At 43.2% G+C, this 25,326-nt stretch carries 19 protein-coding genes and 1 pseudogene; 18 read left to right on the top strand and 2 right to left on the bottom strand.

The genetic code is table 11. The annotated features are described in order from the left end of the window. The first annotated feature begins 52 nt into the window (after nt 1-52). From AC1D69_RS14090 to AC1D69_RS14070, 5 genes and pseudogenes are all read left to right on the top strand, one after another. Nucleotides 53-685 (top strand): ThuA domain-containing protein, encoded by a 633-nt coding sequence (locus AC1D69_RS14090; protein WP_495456793.1) that lies wholly within the window; start codon nt 53-55, stop codon nt 683-685. 81 nt (nt 686-766) lie between these two features. Continuing rightward, nucleotides 767-1,084 (top strand): phasin family protein, encoded by a 318-nt coding sequence (locus tag AC1D69_RS14085; RefSeq protein ID WP_495456792.1) that lies wholly within the window; start codon nt 767-769, stop codon nt 1,082-1,084. Further along, nucleotides 1,084-2,754 (top strand): annotated as a pseudogene (locus tag AC1D69_RS14080) (ABC1 kinase family protein). The gene AC1D69_RS14085 and the pseudogene AC1D69_RS14080 overlap by 1 nt, the downstream one beginning before the upstream one ends. Before the next feature lie 527 nt (nt 2,755-3,281). Continuing rightward, the gene (locus AC1D69_RS14075; RefSeq protein ID WP_495456791.1) at nt 3,282-4,946 is read left to right on the top strand and encodes a DEAD/DEAH box helicase; all 1,665 of its coding nucleotides are present in this window, start codon (nt 3,282-3,284) and stop codon (nt 4,944-4,946) included. 405 nt (nt 4,947-5,351) lie between these two features. Further along, nucleotides 5,352-5,504, top strand: a complete 153-nt coding sequence (locus AC1D69_RS14070; RefSeq protein ID WP_495456790.1) for a hypothetical protein — start codon at nt 5,352-5,354, stop codon at nt 5,502-5,504. Between the two features lie 214 nt (nt 5,505-5,718). Here the strand turns inward: AC1D69_RS14070 and AC1D69_RS14065 are convergent, their stop codons facing one another. Beyond that, entirely contained in the window at nt 5,719-6,081 is a 363-nt protein-coding gene (locus AC1D69_RS14065; protein WP_495456789.1) for a response regulator, read from the bottom strand. A 221-nt stretch (nt 6,082-6,302) separates the two neighbouring features. Between AC1D69_RS14065 and AC1D69_RS14060 the strand changes: the two genes are divergently transcribed. From AC1D69_RS14060 to AC1D69_RS14000, 13 genes are all read left to right on the top strand, one after another. After that, nucleotides 6,303-6,647 carry a DUF3243 domain-containing protein gene (locus AC1D69_RS14060; RefSeq protein WP_495456788.1) on the top strand — a complete coding sequence of 115 codons (345 nt, stop codon included), beginning with the start codon at nt 6,303-6,305 and terminating at the stop codon, nt 6,645-6,647. Nucleotides 6,648-6,901: 254 nt separating this feature from the next. Further along, on the top strand, nt 6,902-7,924 hold the full coding sequence (locus tag AC1D69_RS14055) for an LLM class flavin-dependent oxidoreductase (RefSeq protein WP_495456787.1): 1,023 nt from the start codon (nt 6,902-6,904) through the stop codon (nt 7,922-7,924). Nucleotides 7,925-8,082: 158 nt separating this feature from the next. After that, entirely contained in the window at nt 8,083-8,970 is an 888-nt protein-coding gene (locus AC1D69_RS14050) for an ABC transporter ATP-binding protein (protein WP_495456786.1), read from the top strand. Between the two features lie 92 nt (nt 8,971-9,062). Continuing rightward, nucleotides 9,063-9,854 (top strand): hypothetical protein, encoded by a 792-nt coding sequence (locus AC1D69_RS14045; RefSeq protein ID WP_495456785.1) that lies wholly within the window; start codon nt 9,063-9,065, stop codon nt 9,852-9,854. A gap of 139 nt (nt 9,855-9,993) precedes the next feature. Then, the gene (locus AC1D69_RS14040; RefSeq protein WP_495456784.1) at nt 9,994-10,470 is read left to right on the top strand and encodes a glutathione peroxidase; all 477 of its coding nucleotides are present in this window, start codon (nt 9,994-9,996) and stop codon (nt 10,468-10,470) included. 235 nt (nt 10,471-10,705) lie between these two features. Beyond that, the gene (locus tag AC1D69_RS14035; RefSeq protein WP_495456783.1) at nt 10,706-12,337 is read left to right on the top strand and encodes a formate--tetrahydrofolate ligase; all 1,632 of its coding nucleotides are present in this window, start codon (nt 10,706-10,708) and stop codon (nt 12,335-12,337) included. Nucleotides 12,338-12,708: 371 nt separating this feature from the next. Then, nucleotides 12,709-13,929, top strand: a complete 1,221-nt coding sequence (locus AC1D69_RS14030; RefSeq protein WP_495456782.1) for a GNAT family N-acetyltransferase — start codon at nt 12,709-12,711, stop codon at nt 13,927-13,929. A gap of 362 nt (nt 13,930-14,291) precedes the next feature. Further along, complete coding sequence (locus tag AC1D69_RS14025; protein WP_495456781.1) at nt 14,292-15,653, top strand: FAD-dependent oxidoreductase; 1,362 nt, start codon at nt 14,292-14,294, stop codon at nt 15,651-15,653. Nucleotides 15,654-15,911: 258 nt separating this feature from the next. Then, a complete protein-coding gene (locus AC1D69_RS14020; protein ID WP_495456780.1) occupies nt 15,912-16,748 on the top strand; it encodes a formate/nitrite transporter family protein in 837 nt (278 codons plus the stop codon). A gap of 376 nt (nt 16,749-17,124) precedes the next feature. Then, a complete protein-coding gene (locus AC1D69_RS14015; RefSeq protein ID WP_495456779.1) occupies nt 17,125-19,191 on the top strand; it encodes a molybdopterin-containing oxidoreductase family protein in 2,067 nt (688 codons plus the stop codon). 41 nt (nt 19,192-19,232) lie between these two features. Next, nucleotides 19,233-20,453, top strand: coding sequence for an MFS transporter (locus tag AC1D69_RS14010; RefSeq protein ID WP_495456778.1), 1,221 nt, complete (start codon nt 19,233-19,235; stop codon nt 20,451-20,453). Between the two features lie 38 nt (nt 20,454-20,491). Continuing rightward, the gene (locus tag AC1D69_RS14005; protein WP_495456777.1) at nt 20,492-20,989 is read left to right on the top strand and encodes a GNAT family N-acetyltransferase; all 498 of its coding nucleotides are present in this window, start codon (nt 20,492-20,494) and stop codon (nt 20,987-20,989) included. Nucleotides 20,990-21,038: 49 nt separating this feature from the next. Next, the gene (locus AC1D69_RS14000; protein WP_495456776.1) at nt 21,039-21,371 is read left to right on the top strand and encodes a hypothetical protein; all 333 of its coding nucleotides are present in this window, start codon (nt 21,039-21,041) and stop codon (nt 21,369-21,371) included. Nucleotides 21,372-21,635: 264 nt separating this feature from the next. Here the strand turns inward: AC1D69_RS14000 and AC1D69_RS13995 are convergent, their stop codons facing one another. Next, a complete protein-coding gene (locus tag AC1D69_RS13995; protein WP_495456775.1) occupies nt 21,636-25,313 on the bottom strand; it encodes a cadherin-like beta sandwich domain-containing protein in 3,678 nt (1,225 codons plus the stop codon). Between the last annotated feature and the right edge of the window lie 13 nt (nt 25,314-25,326).

Here is a 25,326-nt window from a genome sequence, read left to right as displayed (position 1 = left end):
GTAGATTACACTTAACGGTCGTTACCCGGGTAATATTAGGAGGAATAAATAAATGAATACGAATAAAAAATGTTTGTTATTTGGAGATTATACACATCCGAAGTTTCACCCTTTACAAGGTGTAGATGCACAAATTAGCCATATATTGAATGATGTTATGACTGTACAGTGTAGTGAGAACAAAAACATGTTATTAGATAATAACATTCAACAGTTCGATCTTTGTATTTCCTATATCGATTTATGGGATGAGAAAATCTCGCCACAGCAGACGGCAGGGTTGTTGTCATATGTAAGCCACGGCGGTGGGTTATTGATCATTCATAATGGCATTTCACTTGGAGACCGATATGAGTTAGCACAGTTAATGGGGGGTAAGCTTATTGGACACCCCAACTATCAACCTTTATCTTTCCGTCCTAGTGACGAAGAACATGCTATAACGGCGGGTGTAGAACCTTTTGAAATGGAAGAAGAACCATTTCAATTTGAATTTGATTCATTAACGGAGAAGCAGATTCTGCTGGAGTATAAGTTAGATGACAAGTGGCATCCTGCAGCCTGGACACATACGTACGGCCTTGGACGTGTAACGGTCTTTATGGCTGGACATCATGAACCGTCCTTTAAACAACCTGTAATACGACAGTTGATTCTTCAAGCAGCACAGTGGACGTCTCGCTAAAAATTCTATATAAAATAAAGTTAATCCATTTCCACATACGCTACTGATTCTAATATATATCTTAGATATGGAGGAATAAACATGAGTGATTTATTTAAGAAGGCTGTTTCTTTAGGGTTGGGCCTCACAATGGTAAGTAAAGAGAAAGTGGAGAAAGTTGTGGATGACCTCGTGGCTCGTGGTGAACTTGCACCCAACGAATCTAGGGCATTGGTTACTCGCCTTATCGAACGGGGAGAGGAAGAACAAAGTCAGTTGAAGTCTCTTATACATGAGCAGGTGAACCGTCTTCTCACAGAACTTCATGTCCCTACTGGAGATGATCTGATTAAACTTGAACAGCGTATCGCTACATTAGAGAGCAGAATCGCGGAATTGGAAACTCCGAAGGCTGAATAATGGCTGCGCGTATTAGTCATACAGGAAGATACCGTGAAATTGCCATGGCGCTCATACGTCATGGCTTCGGGTATATGGTGGAAGAACTTGAACTGTTCCAGGTTCTTACGCTCCCACGTCGTTGGATTACGCATGAATCCGTGGAGACGAAGACGATTGGTGAACGAATTCGGCATGTGTTGGAAGATTTGGGCCCTACGTTTATCAAGCTGGGTCAAATCGCGAGTACACGTTCTGACCTTTTGCCAGAGGGCGTTATTCAGGAGTTAGTGAAACTTCAAGATCAAGTGCCCGCTTTCTCTTCGGAGATCGCTCGGGGTATCCTTGAGCAGGAGTTAGATATAGCGATCGAAGAAGGATTATCTTGGTTCGAAGATATACCTATTGCAGCAGCATCCATAGGGCAAGTTCATAGAGGAAAGTTAAGAACGGGCGAGACCGTAGCTATCAAAATTCAGCGCCCTGGTGTTGTGAAGATGGTCAGCCGTGATTTAGATATTATTAGTAGTTTATCTGCTATGGCGGAGAAACGCTGGGAATGGGCTAAGCAATATCAACTAACTCGCATCGTAGCGGAATTATCCAAGTCGATATTAGCAGAATTAGATTATAGCCAGGAAGCACGTAACACGGAGAAAATTGCGTTACAATTCCAGCACGATAAACATATCTATATCCCGAGTATATATTGGGAGTTTACATCCTCACGCGTGCTTACGATGGAATATATCGACGGCATCATGTTGAGTCGCCGAGAGCAGTTGTTAGATAAAGGATATGATCTCAAGGAAATCGCGGAGCGTGTTACAAACGGTATACTTCAGCAGATTTTCATTTAAGGATTCTTTCATGGGGACCCTCACCCGGGTAATCTTTTGGTCCAAAAGGATGGAAGCATTGCTTTTATTGATTTTGGCATGGTGGGTCGTCTAAGTGTAGATATGAAGGATCAATTATCTGCTCTAATTATTGCTCTAATGCGAAAAAATACGGATGGTATGGTTCGTGCCATTCTAAAATTAGGATTATTTCCTGAAAACGGCGATATCTCGGCTCTACGAGCTGATCTGGATCGATTAAGGGATGAGTATTATGATATCCCGTTCTCTGAGATCAGTATGGGAAAGGCTCTGAATGATCTATTTGGAGTTGCGAGACATCATCAGATTATTATCCCACCGGATCTAACACTTCTCGGTAAAGCGTTACTGACGATGGAAGGTGTAATGGAGAAGTTGGATCCATCTTTAAGTATCATAGATATGGCAGAACCTTTTGGTAAGAAATTATTGAAAGAACGGTACAGTACGGGACGCCTTCAGAAGAAGTTTATTGGGGGAGTGACGGGTTTGATTGAGGGGTTCTTAGAGTTTCCCGGACAAGCTCGTCAGCTGTCAGCGCTCATCAGTAAAGGAAAGTTGAAGGTCGAGATTAGCATACCTGAGCTTCAAGCTCTAATGCGTAAGATGGATCAGATCAGTAATAGGCTCTCTATGAGTATCGTATTGTTGGCCTTCAGCATTATTATGGTAGGGCTTATTATCGGGTCTGCTATGAACAATCAATCCTCCGTGTTGTGGCAGCTCCCTGTGATTGGTATTGGATTTATTGTTGCGTTACTTATGGTGTTATGGTTGCTGTATGGGATATTTAAATCCGGAAGATTCTAAGAGATAAGAAGGATGGATAGTCTCTTGGGGCATTCATAATAACCGGAAATGTTAAGTTTTCGCGAATCTTTTGGCTTTAACTCAAGTAGAGACGGCTTCACTACCCTCTAGGGATGGTGAAGCCGTTTCTACTTACGTGCTGGCGTGTTACAATGGGGATTAGATTCTATAAGACGTAGGTATCCGGTTTTAGACGTTATGTATTTTTGTGCAGATTTTCGTATGATGTGGTGGCCTGGATGGAACCCTTAAGGTATCCGAGCCAATGTGGATGGGAACGAGTTGTATTATTCCTAATCATGAGCTATTAACAGACATCCAATACAATGAGCAGTGGAGTACACAGTAATGAAATGGATACTACTCATAATGAGGGATCGATGTATTATTATGGTGTAACTTACGGCACGAAGGACTGCGTTATTTGATTGGTATGGCGGTTTGTATGAATTAGAGATGGATGGTTAACCTATTTGAACTGGGTTGACACATTCATCTTATAAAATAAATAGAACGAGGTGAAAGATTTGCCCAAATTTCAAGACTTAGGCATTTCGATGGATTTAGATAAAGTTATTTATAATCAAGGAATTACAGAACCAACACCAGTACAACACGAAGCCATTCCATTGCTTCTAGCAGGACGAGATGTTATCGCGCGAGCTCGTACTGGAACAGGAAAGACGTTGGCATTCTTGCTACCGATCATGATGAAGATTGATCCAAATAGACAATTTCCTCAGGCATTAATTGTAGCTCCAACACGTGAGTTAGCTCTACAAATAACGGAAGAAGCACGTAAGTTAGCACGGAATACTGAGGTCAAGATCCTTGCTGTCTATGGTGGACAGGATGTTGAGAAGCAACTTCGCAAACTTGAAGGTGGACGTCATCTTATTATCGGAACACCAGGTCGGTTGTTAGATCATCTAGAACGTGGCACGTTGGATCTTGGTGGCGTGAAGATGTTGGTCTTGGATGAAGCAGATCAAATGCTTCATATGGGGTTCCTGAACGACGTAGAGACGTTGATTCAAGCACTTCCGTATCGTCGTCAAACGATGTTATTCTCCGCAACCATGCCGGCTGAGATCAAGAGAATCGCGGGTGCTTATACGACAGATGCCGAAGATATCATTATTAAAGGCGAGAATTCGCTCGTTCCACTTGAACATATTCGTCAAGTGGTTATAGAGTGTTCTGATCGTAATAAACAAGCGGCGCTATTTAGTATGATTAATGAATATAATCCCTATTTAGCTCTTGTGTTCTGTCGAACAAAACGTCGTGCGAAGATGCTTAACGAAGCCCTTCGAGAAGCTGGATATAATTCGGACGAGCTCCACGGCGATCTTTCTCAGGCTAAAAGAGAAGGCGTAATGAAAAAATTCCGTGAAGCTAAATTGCACATTTTAGTAGCTACGGATGTAGCGGCACGTGGGTTGGATGTTGAAGGGATCACACACGTCTTTAACTACGATATCCCACATGATGTAGAAAGTTATATCCACCGTATTGGCCGTACAGGTCGTGCCGGTGACAAAGGTCTTGCTATAACATTAGCTGATCCTAAAGATAAACCAGAAGTTCAACGTATTGAGCTTGAAATCCGCCATAAGATTGAGAAATTACGTTATGAAAATCATGATGGTAAAAGTGAATTTAAGAAGATGAACTTATCTAGTGCTGCAGGCAAAGCATCTAGAGGAAGTCGTGACGGAGGCGACTTGAGTAGTCGTGGGCAGTCTTCGGGCCGTAAACAGACCTCTGGATGGCAGAACAAAGATGGCGGGAATCGCAGAGGTAGTGGACGTGGTGGTAATGGACGCGGAGGCGAAGCACGCGGTGGCAGCACATTCGGGGGCGAAGCCCGTGGTGGAAGTGGACGCGGAGGCGAAGCACGCGGTGGTAGCACATTCGGGGGCGAAGCCCGTGGTGGAAGTGGACGCGGAGGCGAAGCACGCGGTGGTAGCACATTCGGGGGCGAAGCCCGTGGTGGAAGTGGACGCGGAGGCGAAGCACGCGGTGGCAGCACATTCGGGGGCGGAGCCCGTGGTGGAAGCGGACGCGGAGGCGAAGCACGCGGTGGTAGCACATTCGGGGGCGGAGCCCGTGGTGGAAGCGGACGCGGAGGCGAAGCACGCGGTGGTAGCACACGTGGCGGCGGTAAGGGATATTCACGCAAAAAATAAGACCATGTAACGTAAATGAGAGGGGGATTTATCCCCTTCTTTTTTTATTATCAGCAACATTCGTGCAATACTGCCGCGAAATTAGTACTTGATGATAAGAAAGACGAGCTTGATGAAGTGGAAGGTGACTTGAAGCAATTTATAAGGTGAACTTGAAGGACATGATGACGATTAGCAGTAAATTCTCCTGCTAATGTGGCTAATCTACGCTCAGGAAATATTCTAGCTACAGTTTTCCCGCTAAATGAACTCAGCCTCGATGAATTCCACCAGTAGATGAATTCAGCCCTGGTAAATAAGTCCCAGTAAGTGTAATTATTATAATATATATGGAAGTTTGTTTATATAGATCAACTGGAAGGTGATATCAGATAGAACATATTAGTGGTGTAAGAAGGTATAAGAATGAATAGTAGTGAAGAATGCGGACAATTGAGAAGGTATGAGGAGAGTATGGAGAGTATGGAGAGTATGGGGAAGAATGAGAAGGTATGGAGAGTTATGGGGATGGTATGGAAGAGAATGAGAAAGTGTGGAAAAGGCATGTGGAAAGAATGAGGAAGATGTGGGGATAATAAATCCTGAACTCTGAACTCTGAACTCTGAACTCTGAACTCTGAACTCTGAACTCTGAACTCTGAACTCTGAACTCTGAACTCTGAACTCTGCACAAAACACTACTCTAAACTCTAAACCCAGCTGAGAAGGACAGGATTTGGTACATGAAGCATAAAGATATCCTGTCACTTCAATCAAGATTTCCTAGTCCATGTTAACTCTCAAGAACTTTTTTAATAGCTTCCATAACGCGTTCATCTTGAATAGGTTTTATAACATAGTCTTTGGCACCTGCGCGAATAGATTCGGTTATCATTGATTGTTGACCGAGAGCAGAACAGATGAGGACTTTAGCTGCTGGATCAATCTTTAGAATCTCCTTAAGGGCAGTAACTCCACTCATCTTAGGCATGTTGATATCCATAGTGATCATATCAGGACGTAATTCAGAATATTTCAAAACAGCCTCGTATCCATCTTCTGCTTCTCCGATGACAACGTGCCCCATTCCTGTGATGAGTTCCTTCAGTATCTGTCGCATAAATAGAGAATCGTCAACTACTATAATATTTGCCATGCTAGTTCCTCCGTATATAAACAAAATGAAATGATGGTTGTACACTGAAATGAACGCTAACTAACTATATATCGACATTTTTCGCATGTTTGTGAAGGTGATGATTGGCAAAGCTGTCGAATACGGATCGAATAAGGTGCAAATGATAACAATGATTGTTTCATGAATTTGTGACATGGCTAAATAAATGGTGACCCATAAATCAACAAGGGAGGATCAATATGTCTGAACATAATCACGTGGTAAATAAAGATGGCGAGTTAGATATGAACAAAGTTGATAATGCATTAGACCGAATTAGTGATAGCCATATGGATGGTATTCTCTCTGATTTTGAATCGTTCAAGGACTATTTAAGCACCCGAATTAAACTAGGGAAGTCTATTGGTCTTAGTGATGAGGAATTAGCCTCGACAGCTGAGAAAGTGGCAGGATATCTTTCTGACACACAAGAACCACGTAACCGTGAAGAGAAACTTTTGCAGGAACTTTGGAAGGTAGGTACTTCGGAAGAGCAACATCATTTGTCCCATTTATTAGTGAAGTTGGCTCAGGCCTCCTCGTAAAGTATCCACAGATCATGAAAAATAGGACATGCATGGAACGTGCCCTCTCTTGGTATTAAAGAGAGGGCTTTTTATTATCATATATTAACGTATTACCATTCATATAATAAAGAAGTTTTTTCTCGGTCAAAGGAATATCTTATGAGCAGCCATTGTAGGCACGCTCTAATTATCAGTGAAACAATGCATAGAGTAAATTTGAAACTCGATGTTATAATATATTCATTATTTTTGAGGAAAGGTCTTGAAGAGGTATGATAAAGCTCAGTATGTTGGATCAATCTACCATCTCAGAGGGAAGCACAGCGCTAGAAGCACTTGCTCAGACTTCTATCATGGCTCAGGAAGCTGAGAAGTTGGGATTTCACAGATTGTGGGTGTCCGAACATCATTTCGAGGATAACTTAGCGGGATCGAGTCCAGAAGTGTTAATCTCACATTTAGCGGCTAAGACATCAACGTTACGTGTAGGTGCAGGTGGCGTTATGCTACCGCATTATAGTCCGTATAAAGTAGCAGAGAACTTTCGTCTGCTTGAGGGACTATATCCAGGGCGTATTGACCTTGGACTAGGGCGTGCTCCGGGTGGGATGCCCCTTGCGACACAAGCACTTCAGGAAGGGCTCGACCGAACAATAGATCGATATCCTGATAAATTAGATGATTTAATTGCTTATCTTCATGACTCCTTAAGTGAAGTCCATCGTTATGCCGGTCTGATCGCGAAACCCCAGGTTGATACCGTACCTGAGATGTGGTTACTTGGATCAAGCGGTGATAGTGCGGTACTTGCGGCCGAACGTGGAGCGGGGTATGTTTTCGCTCAATTCATCAATGGCCAAGGTGGTAGTCAATACATGAAAGATTATCAGAAGAACTTTAAACCATCTAACGTGTTCAGTGAACCTCAATCGATGGTTGCCATTTTTGCGGTCTGTGCAGATACGGAGGAAGAAGCAAATAGGCTTGCTTCAAGTATGGATCTTTCATTAGTTCTGATGGAGAGGGGCACGAAGTCGACGGGGACACCTTCTGTAGAGACGGCTCTGAAATACACCTATACCCCCTATGATCGATTTCGTATTGAAGAGAATCGGAAGCGTGTGGTCGTAGGAGATCCATCGCAAGTGAAACAGCAGATTTTACAAATTTGTGAAGATTATAATACGCAAGAGATTATGATCGCCAGTATAATTCATGATTTTGAGGATAAACTCCAGTCTTTTCGCCTCATTTCAGAGGTTTTTGGCTTATCTCAAGCGCAATCATTAGACTAACTTTTACAGTGAATAAATAACACCACATTGAGGATATTCCTAGGTATTCCGGGAATATCCTTGTATGCGTTAATAATAAGACTTGACAATGATAATGATTCTCAATATCATATTAATTATAGCATTAAAATATCTTTGTCTATGAAGAGGGTGAAGAGTTGTTTCGACTAAATACGGCTCAATTACAATTATCATATGATAACCGAACCATTGTTGAAGATTTAAATATACAAATTCCTGATGGACAAATAACAGCACTTGTTGGAGCTAATGGCTCCGGCAAATCAACGATATTGAAAGCTATGGCTCGGATTATGCAACCCACAGGGGGGCAAGTTCTACTGGATGGTAAATCCATTCATAAGCAGTCAACGCGAGAGGTAGCCAAGCAAATGGCTATTCTCCCACAGAATCCAACGGCACCGGAAGGGCTAACTGTCACGGAACTTGTTTCTTTTGGCCGATTTCCTTACCAGAAGGGATTCGGGTCTCTTCAAGCAGAAGATAAGGAAATGGTACAGTGGGCGATCGAGGTTACGGGGATGGCAGCCTTTCATGATCGTCCGATTGATCAACTATCTGGAGGTCAACGTCAACGTGCATGGATTGCCATGGCTTTGGCTCAGGATACAGACATTCTATTTCTCGATGAGCCTACGACCTATCTGGATATGGCCCATCAGTTAGAAGTGCTGCACCTATTAGAGCATTTGAATCGAACAGCGAAACGGACTATCGTCATGGTAGTGCATGATTTAAATCATGCTTCTCGTTATGCTCATCATATGATTGCTATTAAACAAGGTAATGCAGTAGCTTGTGGATCTCCAGTTGAGGTCATGACGGTAGAGGTTTTACGTGAAGTATTTGGGATTGAAGCTGATATTGTTAAAGATCCGCGCTCGGGTCTTCCGCTGTGTCTTCCTTATGCATTAATAGGCCAACCGGCTGTAGAACATGAAGTATATGACTTCAATCAACAGGAATTAGATTCACATAGGAATGAACGACGTACGAATAGCATTCGTAAAGCTTCAGGAAATTAAATATAACGATAATTAAATTATAAATATAAATATATATAGAATCCTTGAATGCTGCTTTTGTGGCTGGATGTATCTCGGACAGGAGGGGTAATGTGTTACCGATCGATTATAAGTTGCTTGAACAATATGGGAACGTCACGATAATCGCTCCTCAAGAGACGGTTCTAACGAAGTCCGCTATGGATCTTACAGACCCCGAGGAAGCTCAAATGTTTCTGGAGGTATTCGGTGAACTTCTCCAAGCGCAAGATTTGAATGCAGCAGCGACGTTTTTTGCAAACTGGATTCGGGGTCTATCTATTGCACAACAATATATGGTCTCTGTATGTAATTGTTACTTAGACTTATCTCTTGCTAATCTGACGGTTCATATCATTAAGAGAAATGGCTATGCCAATATCGCTTTTCAGTTGAATGATGCAACGGAACATACACCTGATCATGAGCAGCATAAGGAGTTTCGTAATGCTACGCTGGATCGCTTCTATGGGGGTGAGCTACGCCCATTGATGGAGAGTATGGCAGAAGCGGGAAAGGCACCGATAGGACAGTTATGGGCGCAGTTACCTCTAACGTTGTGGAATTTCAAACAGAACATGATATCCATGGTATCTGATGAAGCAGATCTGCTTCGTATTGAGGATGACTATCTTTACATAAAAGAGATGTCGTCAGAGATATTTCATCGTAAACGAAATCCCTTTGATATCAAGTTTAAGGAAATAGATAATCCATATAACCCATCCGAACCCTATTGGGTGAGACCTTCATGTTGTCAGGCTTATCGAATCGGTGAATGTGTCTATTGTTATGTATGTCCCAAACTTACCCGAGAACAACGAGAAGCCAAGAAGGCTGAGATTATGGCTACAACGAAGGCATAATTACATATAGATCATCATAGCCATGATATTCCTCAGATTTGGATATTGTGGCTATTTCTTATATGATGAAAGTAGATAGATTCAACTACCATTTGAATGGCGTATAATCTATCATGACAAGAAGGCGAGGGGAACTAGGATGTCCGTATACGAGTTTACAGCAGTCACTCCGGCTGACAAAGACGTTTCATTAGACCAGTATAAAGGTAAGGTGCTTATCATTGCCAACACTGCGAGCAAGTGTGGGTTGACGCCGCAGTATGGTGATCTCGAGAAACTGTACAAGGAATATCGTGAACAAGGGTTGGAAATCTTAGGATTCCCATGCAATCAATTCGGTGCTCAAGAACCAGGTAGTAGTGAAGAGGCGGAATCCTTCTGCCAAGTGAACTATGGTGTAACCTTCCCGATATTCGCAAAAGTTGAAGTGAATGGTGAAGGAGCACATCCATTATTTCAATATTTGAAAGAGCAACAACCCGGTGTTGGCGAGGATAGTGCCATCCAATGGAATTTCACTAAATTCTTGGTTAATCGTGATGGACAAGTTGTTGAGCGTTTCGAGCCTAAGACTTCTCCTGAGACGATGATACAGGCGATGAAAGAGTTGCTGTAATTCATATTTCATACGTAATATGATACGAATGACATGAAAGTCTACCTTCCAAAGGTAGGCCTTTCTTTTTTTTAAGATATAAGGATGAAAGTATTAATCTGATTCCTTCATACTAAGATTAGTCTGAGAATAGTAACATATATTTCTCTGCTTCTTTCAGTTACAATAGTGATTGTCCATTTTTAAAGAAAGATAGAGTAAGACTACAGATCATTAATGGGGGTTACCTGAGAACATGAAGCCTATTATCGAAGTTGCTCGCACTATAGGAATTAGTGAGGAGCATCTAGAATTGTACGGTAAATATAAAAGTAAAATTAATCCCACGTTATGGGAAGAGGTAAAAGATCGCCCCGACGGTCAATTAGTTCTTGTGACGGCTATGAATCCTACGCCTGCAGGTGAAGGGAAGACGTTGACTACGATTGGCCTTGCGCAAGGGTTAAATGCTATAGGTGAACCCACTATTGCTGCGCTTAGAGAACCTTCATTGGGGCCTTGTTTCGGTATGAAGGGTGGGGCAACAGGAAGTGGAAAGGCACAGATTGTCCCTGCCGATGACATTAATCTTCATTTTACAGGGGATATTCATGCGATAACATCTGCCCATAATCTATTATCTGCGATGATCGATAATCATATATTTCATGGAAACAGCCTTCGGTTGAATCCGAAACGAATGAACTGGAAGCGCGCGATGGATATGAATGATCGAAGCTTGCGTCAGATTGTGACGGGAATTGGTGATGGCAATGGTCAGGTGCAGGAGTCTGGTTTTCTCATCACGACGGCTTCGGAGATCATGGCTGTTCTATGTCTAAGTGAGAACTTGTCTGACTTACGTAATAGACTGGGTCGAATGGTGATTGGATATAACGAAGAAGGAGAAGCTGTGACAGCCGTTCAATTGGGAGCGGTAGAAGCGATGGTCATTCTTCTTAAGGAAGCTATAAAGCCTAATCTGGTTCAGACATTAGAAGGTACACCTGTCATGATCCATGGGGGACCTTTTGCCAATATTGCACACGGATGTAGTAGTGTTGTGGGGACTAGATTGTCATTGAAAATGGCGAAAATCGTCGTAACCGAGGCTGGGTTTGGAGCTGACTTGGGCGCTGAGAAGTTTTTTGACATTAAGTGTCGTCAAACCGGACTGAGACCATCGGCGGCTGTGCTTGTTGTTACCATCAAAGCCCTCAAGTATAACGGGGGTGTATCGAAACAGGAACTCGACCGTCCTAATATGGATGCATTGCAGCTAGGTCTATTGAATATGGAGAGACATATCGAGAACATTCATACTTTTGGTGTTCCTGTATTGGTAGCGATTAATCATTTCGCAGGAGATGCCTCTGAGGAAATAGAGCTAGTACAGCAACGTTGTCATGAGCTTGGAATACGAGTAGAAATATCGAAGGCTTGGGCCGAAGGTAGTGAGGGTACTATAAAGTTTGCTGAGGCCTTGGTTGAACTGTTGAATAGGGAGGCTTCGAACTTTACTCCACTCTATGCGGATGAATTGGATATTCGATCGAAAATTGAGAAGGTTGTACAAAGGATTTATCGTGGTGCTCAGGTGACCTTCTCTCCATCCGCTGTACGGGGGCTTGCAGAGATTGATCGACTTGGATATGGTGCTCTGCCCGTATGTATGGCCAAAAACCCGTATTCCTTCTCAGACCAGCCCCGTCTACTGGGTGCTCCAGAAGGATTTACGATGCATGTTAGAGATATCTCTTTGTCTGCTGGAGCAGGCTTCGTTGTAGTTCATACAGGAAATATTATGACGATGCCAGGACTACCGAAGTCTCCTGCAGCTGAGTATATGTCTATGGATGAGCATGGCGCAATTACAGGATTGATATAGTATTAGATACCGATGAAAGGCTTATACTTTAGGGGAGTCCTATAGATATAAGCCTTTTTTTAATTGCTAAGGAATAAGGTCATTGTAAAGTTATGGAGTTAACAGAAGTATCTTGACGTTACTATGTTATTAAATCGTGTTTAAAGTGTAAGCTATAGGTGAGATTGAACCCTTATTGAGAACATGGTAGAATTTTTAAGAGGTCACCTCATTTGGATTGTTGTAGGGGTATAAACCGTCTACCAAAGGAGTGGCTTATTTGCGTAGAGTAGAAAGACATGGAGATTCTGTCTCCTTTGTATAGTTTACAGTGTAGGAATAGAGACTAAGACTAATGTGTATTGTGTTAAACAAATGGAGGGTTATAACCGATGAATCGCCGTAAGTTGCAAGACAGACTCAAATTAAAGAGTGTCGAAACGATACACGGGGAGCAGTTTAATGATTTGCTGCGTTATGTTTTTCAAGTGACCAACCGTGAGTTGCAAACATTTGGCTGGGAAAATAGAGAGATTGCACAATCGAAGTTACCCATATTGAAGTATGCCGATGTATTAGGCTGGTTTGATGGCGATAAACTCATCTCCCAACTTGCTGTTTACCCTTTCCAAGTGAACCTATTCGGTCAAATTTATGAGATGGGGGGACTGACAGGTGTTGGGACCTATCCCGAATATGCCAATTTGGGCTTAATGAACAAGCTGATGCTACATGCATTAAGCAATATGCGTGATCGTAAACAATCGATTTCCTACCTATATCCCTATTCGATTCCGTATTACCGGCGTAAAGGGTGGGAGATCATCTCGGATAAAATTTCTTTTGAAGTCCAAGATACGCAGCTTCCGAAGCTGAAGATGGTTCCAGGTAATGTCGATCGGGTTACGACGGAACATCCGGATATCAAGACGATTTATGAGGCGTATGCTCTACAAAATCATGGGGCAATGCTTCGGAATGAACTGGCATGGGAAGAGTATTTGCGCTGGGATTTGGATGATATGACGGTAGCTATTTATTATGATGGCAACGAGAAGCCAACGGGGTATCTGTTGTATTGGATAGCGGAGGAAGTCTTTCATATTAAAGAGATGGTGTACTTAGATGAAGAGGCTCGCACAGGATTGTGGAATTTCATCAGTGCTCACTTTTCGATGATCACACTGGTCAAGGGAGATATTTATAAGGACGAGCCGTTGGCGTTCATACTGGATGATGGGGATATTAAAGAAACTATAGCTCCATATTATATGGCTCGGATTGTGGATGTCGGTCTTTTCATCGAGCAGTACCCGTTCCAAATTCAAGAAACGGATTGTCAGGTGGTCTTCAACTTACATGATCCAATGCTCGAATGGAATCAGGGCACCTTTACATTAACGGTGGATAAAGCGGGGAAGGGGTACTTGAAGGAAGGTGGAGGCAAACCTTCTGTTACTATCGATATCCCCACGATGACAACGATGTTTATGGGTTACAAACGTCCTACGTATCTTGCAAGAATCGGCCGTATGCAATGTGATGATGCAAGCGTGCTTCTGCTTGAGAAATTAATACGGAATGAACATCCATACTTTTCAGATTATTTTTAATATCATGCCTTATTATAGTTACACAAACAAGCCGACTCGTCAGAATCGGTTTATTTGTGTTTTTACCTTGAATATATATACCTGTAATATGTCACACTAAAATAGCCGATTTAGTAAGTAACCAGCCGTATCTTGGATATGATATTCATCACTTATTTTCGTAGTTGGTCACGAACGATTCCCCTTAAATACTATAAGTCCGCACGCTTAAAGGAGAGGAGCAATTGTGAACATTGTGAAAACTTTAACAACATCCCTTGCAATGTGAAAAATATCACACTATAATAAAGGGTATAAGGTGAATAAATTCACAATGTAGCGCTTAGAAATAGAGAGCACCCAACTTGGAGGAGGAACAAATCATGAAAATAGTAGTCATTGGATGTACTCACGCTGGGACAGCAACAATCGTAAATACCGCTAAATTATATCCAGAAGCAGAAATTACCGTTTATGAACGTAATGATAATATATCCTTCTTATCTTGTGGAATCGCATTGTATGTAGGGGGTGTCGTGAAAGACCCACATGGTCTGTTCTACTCTTCACCAGAAGAATTAGCTGCATTAGGGGTCAATACCAAGATGCGTCATGAAGTTACAGGTATTGATACAGATAGCAAACGACTTACTGTACGTAACTTGGTGAACGGTGAAGAATTTGAAGATACGTATGATAAATTAATTATGACGACAGGATCATGGCCAATCATTCCGAAACTTGAAGGCATTGAGTTAGATAATATCTTGCTCTCCAAGAATTACAATCATTCCAACACCATTATTGAAAAGGCTAGTCAAGTAAAACGCATAACCGTAGTGGGTGCAGGTTACATTGGCGTGGAATTAGTAGAAGCTTTTCAGATGAATGGTAAAGAAGTGACGCTGATTGATGGTGTAGATCGAATACTCAATAAATATTTAGACCCTGAATTCACAGATGCCATTCAGGATACACTTCAGAATAAGGGCATTAAGCTTGCATTGAATCAGACCGTAACTGCTTTTGAAGGAACAGATGGTCGGGTGAGCAAAGTCATTACAACACAAGGTGAATATGAAACGGATCTAGTCATTCTCTGTATCGGCTTCCGTCCAAATACGGAACTTCTCAAAGGACAAGTGGATATGTTACCGAATGGTGCGATTATCGTGGATGACTATATGCAGACAAGTAAGAAAGATGTATATGCTGCAGGTGATAGTTGTGCGATCCACTACAATCCGACAGGAAAGCATGCTTACATCCCCTTAGCAACCAATGCTGTACGTATGGGAACGCTTGTTGCTCGTAACTTAATGGCTCCGACGATTCCTTACATGGGAACACAGGGAACTTCAGGTATCAAAATATATGAAGATAATATCGCAGCTACAGGGCTGACTGAATTAGCCGCATCAGATGAAGGACTACAGGTTGAGACCGTGAGTATGACTGACCATTACCGCCCTGAATTTATGCCAACATCAGAAAGTGTAACGATAAAGGTTGTATTTGAAAAAGACTCACGCCGTATTGTGGGTGCCCAGTTGATGTCGAAGGTGGATTTAACCCAATCGATCAATACGATCTCGGTATGTATTCAGAATCGGATGACAGTCGATCAGCTTGGATTCATCGACTTCTTCTTCCAACCTCATTATAATAAACCATGGAATTTCTTGAACACAGTTGGACTACAGGCATTGCCTGCTATAGCGAAGGAAGAACCTGCGTTGGTCTAGAATGACGGATTCATCGAACTAGCGATAGAATTCTTATATGAGCAAATAACACCCCTTGGATTACAGATCCAAGGGGTGTTATTGTATGGAAAAACGAAAGTGATCCTAATCACTCTCATGAATCTATAACTATTTTGTGAAAACTTTCACTTATGTTCATTTATTGTGACAATTATTACGTTTAGAATTGAAACGTATGCGTTACAATTATAATAAATAGATTAGATTTTAACTATATTGGATAGAGGTGAAAGGATTATGGCCTATTATAAACCTCAGCAAATTGCTGAAGTGACAGTTGAGAACGGGACAAAAAAAGCTCATAATCGGCTTGCTACGATGCTGGTTCTTGGTTTCTTAGGTGGAGCGTTTATTGCACTGGGATTCCTACTTGATATTCGAGTTATTTCTGGAGCGCCGAAAGAATGGAGTTCCATTACTAATTTTATAGGAGCATCGGTGTTTCCTGTAGGACTTATTCTTGTATTATTGGCTGGTGGTGAACTGTTAACAGGTAATATGATGGCGGTGCCACTCGCTCGTATGGCGAAGAAGATCTCAACATGGGAGACAGTAAAGAATCTTGTTTTAATTACATTGAGCAATTTCGTAGGAGCTGTATTCGTCGCTTACTTCTTCGGACATATCGTTGGACTAACAGAAACGGGTGTGTACTTAGAGAAAGTAGTGGATATGGCGGGACACAAATTAGATGTTACTTTTCTACAAGCCTTCGTCTCTGGGATTGGTTGTAACTGGTTGGTTGCTCTAGCAGTATGGTTATCTTATGGAGCAGATAATATAAGTGGCAAAATATTAGGGATCTGGTTCCCTACCATGGCCTTCGTAGCTATTGGATTTCAGCACGTTGTGGCAAATATGTTCCTTATTCCAGCAGCTATCTTTGCAGGTTATTATTCGTGGGGAGAATACGTAATGAATTTCATCCCGGTCTGGCTGGGTAATTTAGTTGGGGGAGTTATCTTTGTCGCTGCGGCCTATTGGGTAGCCTATCTACGTGAGCCAAATGCATCTTATAATACCACATTAAAGAATGATATCCCTAAAGCGAATGTATCACGGAAACATGCTTAGGTGTCCACTGCCCTCATGTTATATAGTAAGACAATGGTCGATCTTGTCCTATCATATTAGGATGGATCGGCCTTTTTACGTTCATGAATAGCACATAACAAATTAGCCATGTTAAAAGTCCGGGGGACGAAACTTTTAAGCATGGCTAATTTGATGTGATTGTTCATGCCTTTGAATAATAGCATGATGAATCATGTTCATATGCTGTTGTGAATTATTTTTACCCTGTTCAATAGGAGTTGAAACAAGATTATCTACATTTTTATGAAATATAGAGGTTATTCTTTGCGGAAATGAAGTTGTAGATTTATGATAGATTATATTGAAATATGAGATGGACGTATATGAGAAGAAACGCTAAAGGAGTTCAGCAGAAATGGTCGAGCAAGAGAATGGTGTGTTTCCAGCGGTATGTCCGCTCGATTGTCCGGATACATGTGGTCTGCTACTGCATAAGGAGAAGGGCAAGATTATTAAGGTTACAGGTAACCCAGATCATCCGATCACGAAGGGATCGATCTGTAATAAAGTAAGAAACATGACAGAACGCGTGTATCATCCCGAACGGATATTACATCCAATGAGACGGACTGGTAGTAAGGGTGAAGGCCAATTCGAGCGTATCTCTTGGGAGGAAGCCGTTAGTGAGATTACAAGCCGCTTGCAACAGTGCATTCGTGATTATGGATCAGAGTCGATCCTGCCTTACAGTTTCTATGGAAACATGGGGATTCTAAGTGTAGAGGGAATGGACCGTCGTTTCTTTAATGCCATTGGAGCAAGCCGATTGAAACAGTCCATCTGTAACTCTGCAGGAACAGCAGGTTGGAGATATACGATGGGTTTTAATGGAGGGACGAGCCCAGAGGATACGGTGAATGCCGATGTAATTATCGTCTGGGGTGGTAACATTATTAGTACCAATATGCATCAAGTAGTATTAGCTGAGCAAGCTCGCAAACGAGGCGCTAAGGTGATTGTGATTGATGTACATCGTAATCGAACAGCACAATGGGCGGATTGGTTTATTCCTCTCTATCCGGGCACGGATACGGCATTAGCCATGGGGATGATGCATGTCAAGTTCCGTGATGATCTTGTGAATGAGGAATTTATGAAGCAATATACCATCGGGCATGAGGAACTTCGAGTGCATGTCCAATCGTATACCCCCGAACGGGTATCCCGTATAACAGGTGTATCTATCGAAGATATTGAGAGACTTGCTGATATGTATGGACGAGCAGGTACTTCTTACATTCATATTGGAAATGGTCTTCAGCATCACGATAATGGGGGGATGAACGTACGGAGCATTTCATGCCTGCCTGCACTGACAGGACAATGGTTAAGACAGGGTGGAGGAGCAGCGAGATCTAATGGAGGGTATGCACAGATGAACAGTGCTAAGCTCCAGCGACCTAATCTACGTCCTAATCCTAAGGCTCGTACTATCAATATGAATCGTATTGCTGAGGCACTGGAATGGGAGGAGAACCCCATTAAGGCGTTGTTTGTATATTGTAGTAACCCTGTGGTTGTCGCTCCTGATGCAGATCGAGTGAAGCGTGGATTCGCTCGTGAGGATGTATTCACCGTCGTACATGACTTATTCCTTACAGATACGGCGAAGTATGCAGATATTGTGTTACCAGCGACATCATCATTTGAAAGTACGGATCTCTTTAGTTCATACTGGCACCAGTATATTCATTTGCAACAACCGATTATTCCTAGCGAAGGTGAGAGTAAGAGCAATATGGAGCTATTCTCGTTATTAGGTCAGGCTATGGGTCTGGATGAAAAGGCATTTAGCCAGTCCGAAGAGGATATGATTACCGAGGCTTTACACTATCCATCTAACCCGTATCTGAACGCTGTGACACTTGAAGCTCTGAAAGAGCATCAATTCGTGAAGCTGGATATGACGCAGCAACGATCCTTCCTTGAACATCTACCTACAGAATCAGGTAAAATAGAGCTATACTCAATCACAATGAGAGAAGCGGGGTTGCCCCCACTTCCTGATTACGTACCCCTTCAAGAAGGGTATGACGGAGAACGACGTCCAGGAGTGACTGACCGGTACCCATTGATGTTTATCTCACCACCGAATCATAACTTCCTTAATTCTACTTTCGCCAATGTGGAGAAACTTCAGAACATTGAAAAAGCTCCGACATTGCAAATACATCCAGAAGATGCTGCTGAAAGAGGGATTGAAGATCAAGAGGATGTGGTTGTATTCAATGCCCGTGGATGTTACGAATTGAAGGCTGCTATTACAGACAAAATGCTTCCAGGCACTGTGATTAGTCAAGGATTATGGTGGGAGAAGAATGGACGGAGACAACGTGCTAACGTGTTAACACCAGATCGACTAGCAGATATGGGAGAGGGAGCTACCTTTTTCTCAACAACGGTTGAAGTGAAACGGCAGTGAAATAGTGAATTAATGAATAATCATCTGGGAGAAAACAAAATATGAAAATGTTACAAGGCTACCCGAAAGAAGTAAAAGTGTTTCTAATAGCAAGTCTAGTTAATTCCACGGGAAGTTCACTGATGTGGCCTTTAACAACGATGTTTGTATTCGATGAATTGGGACATAATATGGCAGATGCTGGCCTTGTTATTTTAATTCAGGCATTAGGTGGAATTATAGGACAATTGCTAGGAGGATCACTGTATCATCGAGTAGGCGTGAAGAAGCTTATTGTAGGATCATTAGTTCTGAATGCGTTAGGACTATTTGCACTGCCAGTGACCAGTCAATACTGGTATTTCTATATGGCACTAATGGGGTTTATCGGTTTCTGTAATGCTTTATCTCTACCAGCTATTCAAGCCTTTATCGGCTTTCGATTTGCCGACCAACGTGGAGAGTTGTTTAATATTATTTACGTAGCTAACAATATTGGAGTAGCCTTAGGGACTGCTCTGAGTGGATTTCTAGCCGACATTTCGTACAAGCTAACATTTATTGCGAATGGTCTGACTTCAGCTGTATTTGCTGTATTTTTTCTTACGTACTTGAACCGTCTTGATCATGAAGAAGGTGAAGTACATCTAGATAAAAGAAATACAGCGAACGCAAATGAAAGTATATGGCGATTACTTGGAAACACACGTATTTATCTATACATGGGTATAGGATCATTATTCATATTGTTAGGTAATTCGATATGGAATTCGGGGGTATCCCCATTTATTATCTCTGAAGGTATTCCGAAGAAAATGTATGGATTCCTATGGACTTTAAATGGTGTGCTAATATTTGCAGCTCAACCGATGATCAGTCTGTTGAAAAGATGGCTAGCGAAATCATCTTCATCACAAATGACAATGAGTGCTGTATTCTATCTATTATCCTACATGGTGATCTTAATAACACATAATTACACTGGAATGGTGTTGGCTATGGTGTTAGCAACGTTAGGGGAGATGCTAATATCTCCTGCTATGCCGGCATTTATCTCAGATCATGCGGGACGAGCTGCCCCTTTCTACATTGGACTGAGTGGTGGGGTTGGAGCTGTTGGAAGGGTCATAGGGCCTTATACCATGGGTCTCTTATATGATGGAGGTGGACTCATACCCGTCGCGTGGCTAGCAACGGGTACAGCTGTAATTGGTATCGCGTTCTTTATAGTACATGCAGTGAAGAACAAGGACAAGTCAGAGATGGAGTCATCTGTAGCCTAACCATATAACACAGAATTCTTGAAAAAGGGGTGCAGGAAATGAAGATAAATCAACGAACACTTACCATCCGTCTATCTGAAATGAAAGATGCCCAACAGATCATGGATTTAGACGCGATTGTATGGGATGATCATAGTGCTCCTGAACCTTTAAATTGGACTTCTCGAGAAGATTTCCTACGGCATTGTCAACCAGGTTCGCAGTTAGTAGCTCTCATTGATGAACAAATATGTGGGTATGTTGGGTTTCGATATCCCACGATGATCAGAACCAATCACCATGTGTATGAGATCAATATTGCCGTTCATCCACAATATCAGCATGAGGGAATCGGAACAAGACTGATGGAGACGATGAAGGCGTGGGCAACGGAACAAGGCAAGGAGAAGTTGAGCTTACGCGTTCTTTCTACTAATCCCACGGCTATAAGATTCTACGAGAGATGTGGATTTGTTATCGAAGGTCGTCTTGTTAATGAATTCTTTGTTAATGGACGATATATAGATGATGTTTTGATGGGATACTTTTTAAATTGAAGAGTGCTCATGTGAAGCCTATATAATACTTTAGGAGGGGAGGTTGGATATGAGTAAAGAAGTACACTGTCAACGTTGTGCTAAACCTGTTGAGGATCGTGACGAGCTAGTCGTGGTACTTAAAGGTATAGTGGGAATTGAGCCGCATCATACCAAGTGTTACGAGGCAAATGCTAAAGGGCTATCAGGATTACTTATAAGTGGACCTATTAACTCCAAAACGAATAAGTTATCTCTTATTTTTACCGCGATCCTAACGATTGTTGCATTCTTTTTAAATATTCCTGAAATCATGAAGTTGGTACTTATTCTATATTTAGTATACGTGGTTCTTATTAGAGTGTGGTCTTGGCTCGTGTATGAGAGGAATTTATCATCATAGAATGACTAAAGGGTCATACCGTCATGATATAAAATAAGTCGTATGGTTAAAGAGGTCTACTTTTTCGAAAAATATGAGTCCACAACAAAAAAAGGTCGCTTATCGGTTAAAGGATATGAGCGACCTTTTTTGTCTTACATATGGAGGCGAACCGTGGCTTAGCAAATCTACAATTCGCCACCGCATCACTTTAGGATGTTTAGGGAGGTAGCTTAAGTGATTAGAATCAAATTGAATAATTCTCTATATTCGTTAATTCTCCCTTTAAATCAGGTTAGACTTCTTCAATAATTGTTGTAACATGATCGTAACTTCCGCTCTTGTGACGCTTACCTTCGCCGTAATGGTAGCATCGCTTCTACCTGTGATGATCCCCGCCAAGATGCAAGCCGCTACGTCGCTTTGCGCCCACGAGGCTACCTGTCCACCATCCGCGAATGGGCGAAGCGTTACGATCGCGTCTTGAACCGGAAGCCGATCCTTTAATCCGGTAAGCGTCATCGCCTTAGAGATTATCGTCATTGCTTGCTCGCGTGTAACCATCTCCATCGGTCGGAAGCTGCTGTCTTCAAATCCGCTGATTAATTGATACTGTTTCGCAGTCCAAACTGCGTCGCTATACCAATCCGAGGCTTTCACATCCACAAAGCCTGTGGCGTCGCTTTTTGGCTTTAATCCCAGTCCGCGTACGACAATTGCCGCAAATTCGGCACGAGTAATCGGTTTGTCAGGGCTGAAGAAACCCTCTGCCGTACCTTGCACGACCAACCGCGAGCCCATGTCGTTAATCGCTTGTTTGCCCCAATGATGGGCGACATCGCTAAATTCCACTTGGCTCCATATTACCGAATAAGTACTGTTGGATAAGCTATTGATGATTGCGAAATATTTACCCTCTTGTTGAATAACCTTTGTAGGCATATGATGAATCGTACCATTCGCATCGATAACTACACCTGTCGTAATTCGACTCGGATCGAAGTTATCCGGTAGAGCAATCGTACGTTCGATGAAAGTGTTAAACTTCGCTACTTCCACCTGTTGACTGCCATAGAGGGCTCTCACGGTAAAATTAAGCGGCGGAACGATAAGGGTAATGTTCGAATTTCTCGCCGAATCTTCAACGAACTTGACGTTCTCCGTAGTAGGTGAGGCTATTTCCACCTGAATTGTAATGTCTCTAAGCGCCACAGACGTTCCAGCTTGTCGCAAAATGGCATCGATATTGATTTGCTGAGCTGGAATCTTGTAGCTGGCTTTTTCCGACTTGATTTCCAGATCCGCATGGATTTCTTCCATCATTTTAATCATAAGGCCGTTTACCTCACCTATCAAAACATCGGCAGGGTTGTTGAATGGGATCGTCACAACGGAGCGTTCACCACCCAGTTTCAGCATCTCAACGAGCTTGCTCGAATCGACGGTTATGGTAGTGACCGTTTGCTCATTCCTTCGTGAAGTTGTTAACGTTCCAGCGTTCATCACTTTGCCGTTGATTAAGATTGCCGTATACGTGTCCGTGTTGATTGTACTTTGAGTCCCGCCGCTGTTGCTGTTATCACTATTATTGCCGTTATTGCCGTTATCGGCGTTATTCGCCCGTGTTACCGTGACCGCGTAGCTTTTCTTCGTGGTGCCGTCTTTCGCGGTGACCTGAACCGTGATCGTATTGTCCCCAACGTTCAGCGCCGTTGCTTTCGCTTGCCCACTCGCGAAGGCCGAACCATTCACCGTCATCGTGGCATCGGCGTCCTCCACCGTCGGCGTGACGTCGAGACTCGCCACTTCGCTACCGACGCTTGCCGTGTAGCTCGTCGTCGCCGCATTGAATGTCGGCGATAGTATGCCCGCACTCAGCGTCAGTCCGCTCAAGTTGGCGCTAGCGTATGTCGCCCGCGTTACCGTGACGGCGTAGCTTTTCTTCGTGGTGCCGTCTTTCGCGGTGACCTGAACCGTGAGCGCGTTGTCCCCAACGCTCAGCGCCGTTGCTTTCGCTTGTCCGCTCGCGAAGGCCGAACCGTTCACCGTCATCGTAGCATCGACATCCGCTGTCGTTGGCGTTACATCTATACTCGTCACTTCATTGGCGACACTCGCCGTGTAGCTCGTTGTCGACGCGCTGAATGCTGGCGATAATGTACCGGTGCTAACCGTCAGTCCGCTCAAGTCAGCACTACCATATGTCGCCCGCGTTACCGTGACGGCGTAGCTTTTATTCGTGGTGCCGTCCTTCGCGGTGACCTGAACCGTGAGCGCGTTGTCCCCTACGTTCAATGCCGTTGCCTTCGCGTGCCCGCTCGTGACGGCCGCTCCGTTCACCGTCACCGTTGCCGTGGCATCCGCCGCCGTCGGCGTGACGTCGACGCTCATAACTTCATTGCCGACGCTTACCGTGTAGCTCGTTGTCGCCGCACTGAATGCTGGTGATAACGTTCCTGCATCGAGCGTCAGTCCGCTCAAATCGGCGTTGGATGACGCCGCCCGGGTTACCGTGACGGTATACGTTCGCGTATTGCCATCACCTGATGTAACGATTACCGTAATCGTATTGTCCCCAACGTTCAGCGCGAGCGCTCGGGCTTGCCCGCTCGTACCGGCCGCTCCGTTCACAGTCACCGTAGCCGAGGCATCCGCTGTCGTTGGCGTTATATCTATGCTCGTCACTTCATTACCAACACTTGCCGTGTAGCTTGTTGTTGCCGAGCTAAATGCTGGTGATAATGTACCGCTACTCAGCGTAAGTCCACTCAATTCGGCACTATACCCAAACTTCATAAGACGGTCAGCCATAAACGGAATCATCCAAACATTTTCCCCATCATACACGCCGCCAAGAAACGCACTATTTTGTTTCGCAAACCCACTTGGCCAATTGTTGTATCCCTTCATTTCACCTGTTGCCGAGTCAACCTTGATTAGTCGATCGGCATTGTTCGGAATGAGCCAAATACTAGTACCATCATACACGCCACCTGCAAAGCTGCCGCTCCCTTTTGTAAAGCCACTAGGCCATCCATTATATCCAGTCATATCTCCAGTTATCGTGTCAATTTTAACTAAGTGAGTTGCATTAAAAGGTATCATCCATATATTAGTTCCATCGAAGACGCCTCCCGAAAATGCACCTGCACTTTTAGTAAAGCTACTCGGCCAATTGCTGTATCCCGTCATATTCCCTGTTATCGGATCAACCTTGATAATACGATCGGCATTATTCGGAATGAGCCAAATACTAGTACCATCAAAAATTGAACCATAAAACGGATAACTGCCAAGGATTGTCCCACTAGGCCAACTATTGTAACTGGTCATTGCTCCAGTCGTTGAATCAACCTTGATTAAGCGACTGCCAGAATAGGGGGAAAGCCATATGTTGGTACCGTCAAAAGCACCACCAACAAATTGATCGCTTCCTTTCGATCCACCTGGCCAACTGCTATACCCTGTCATTACACCAGTAGTCGCGTTAACTTTGATGACCTGATTTGCACTATATGGAATGAGCCATATGTTCGTTCCGTCATAAACGCCTCCAGCAAATGCATTGCTCCCCTTAGTAAAGCCGGTGGGCCAATTTCTATATCCTGTCATTTCCCCGGTGGACGGATTAACCTTGAGTATTTCGTTGGCATTGTAAGGTATCATCCATATACTGGTGCCATCATAGACACCGCCGACAAAGGCACTGGATCCCTTTGGAATTCCGCTAGGCCAAGCCTGGTATCCCGTAAAAGCGTTCCCCACCACTTCATTCGCAGCAATGGAGCCGCTATATCCGACCCCGTCCTGACTGGAGATAGTTGTAGCTGCTGCAACGGTCGATATGCCGCCCATGCCTGCGCCGAACTTGCCCGGAACTATACCCGTTGTAAAAAGAATAATTAAAACCATAAGCGTTAATTTTCTACTTATTCTTGTCAATGTTCTTTCGTCCTTTCGCATAGAGAATCCTTCG

This window comes from Paenibacillus sp. Y301 (assembly GCF_059445505.1).
The sequence above is the reverse complement of the archived record's forward strand: the minus strand, read 5'-3'. Positions and strand labels throughout refer to the sequence as shown.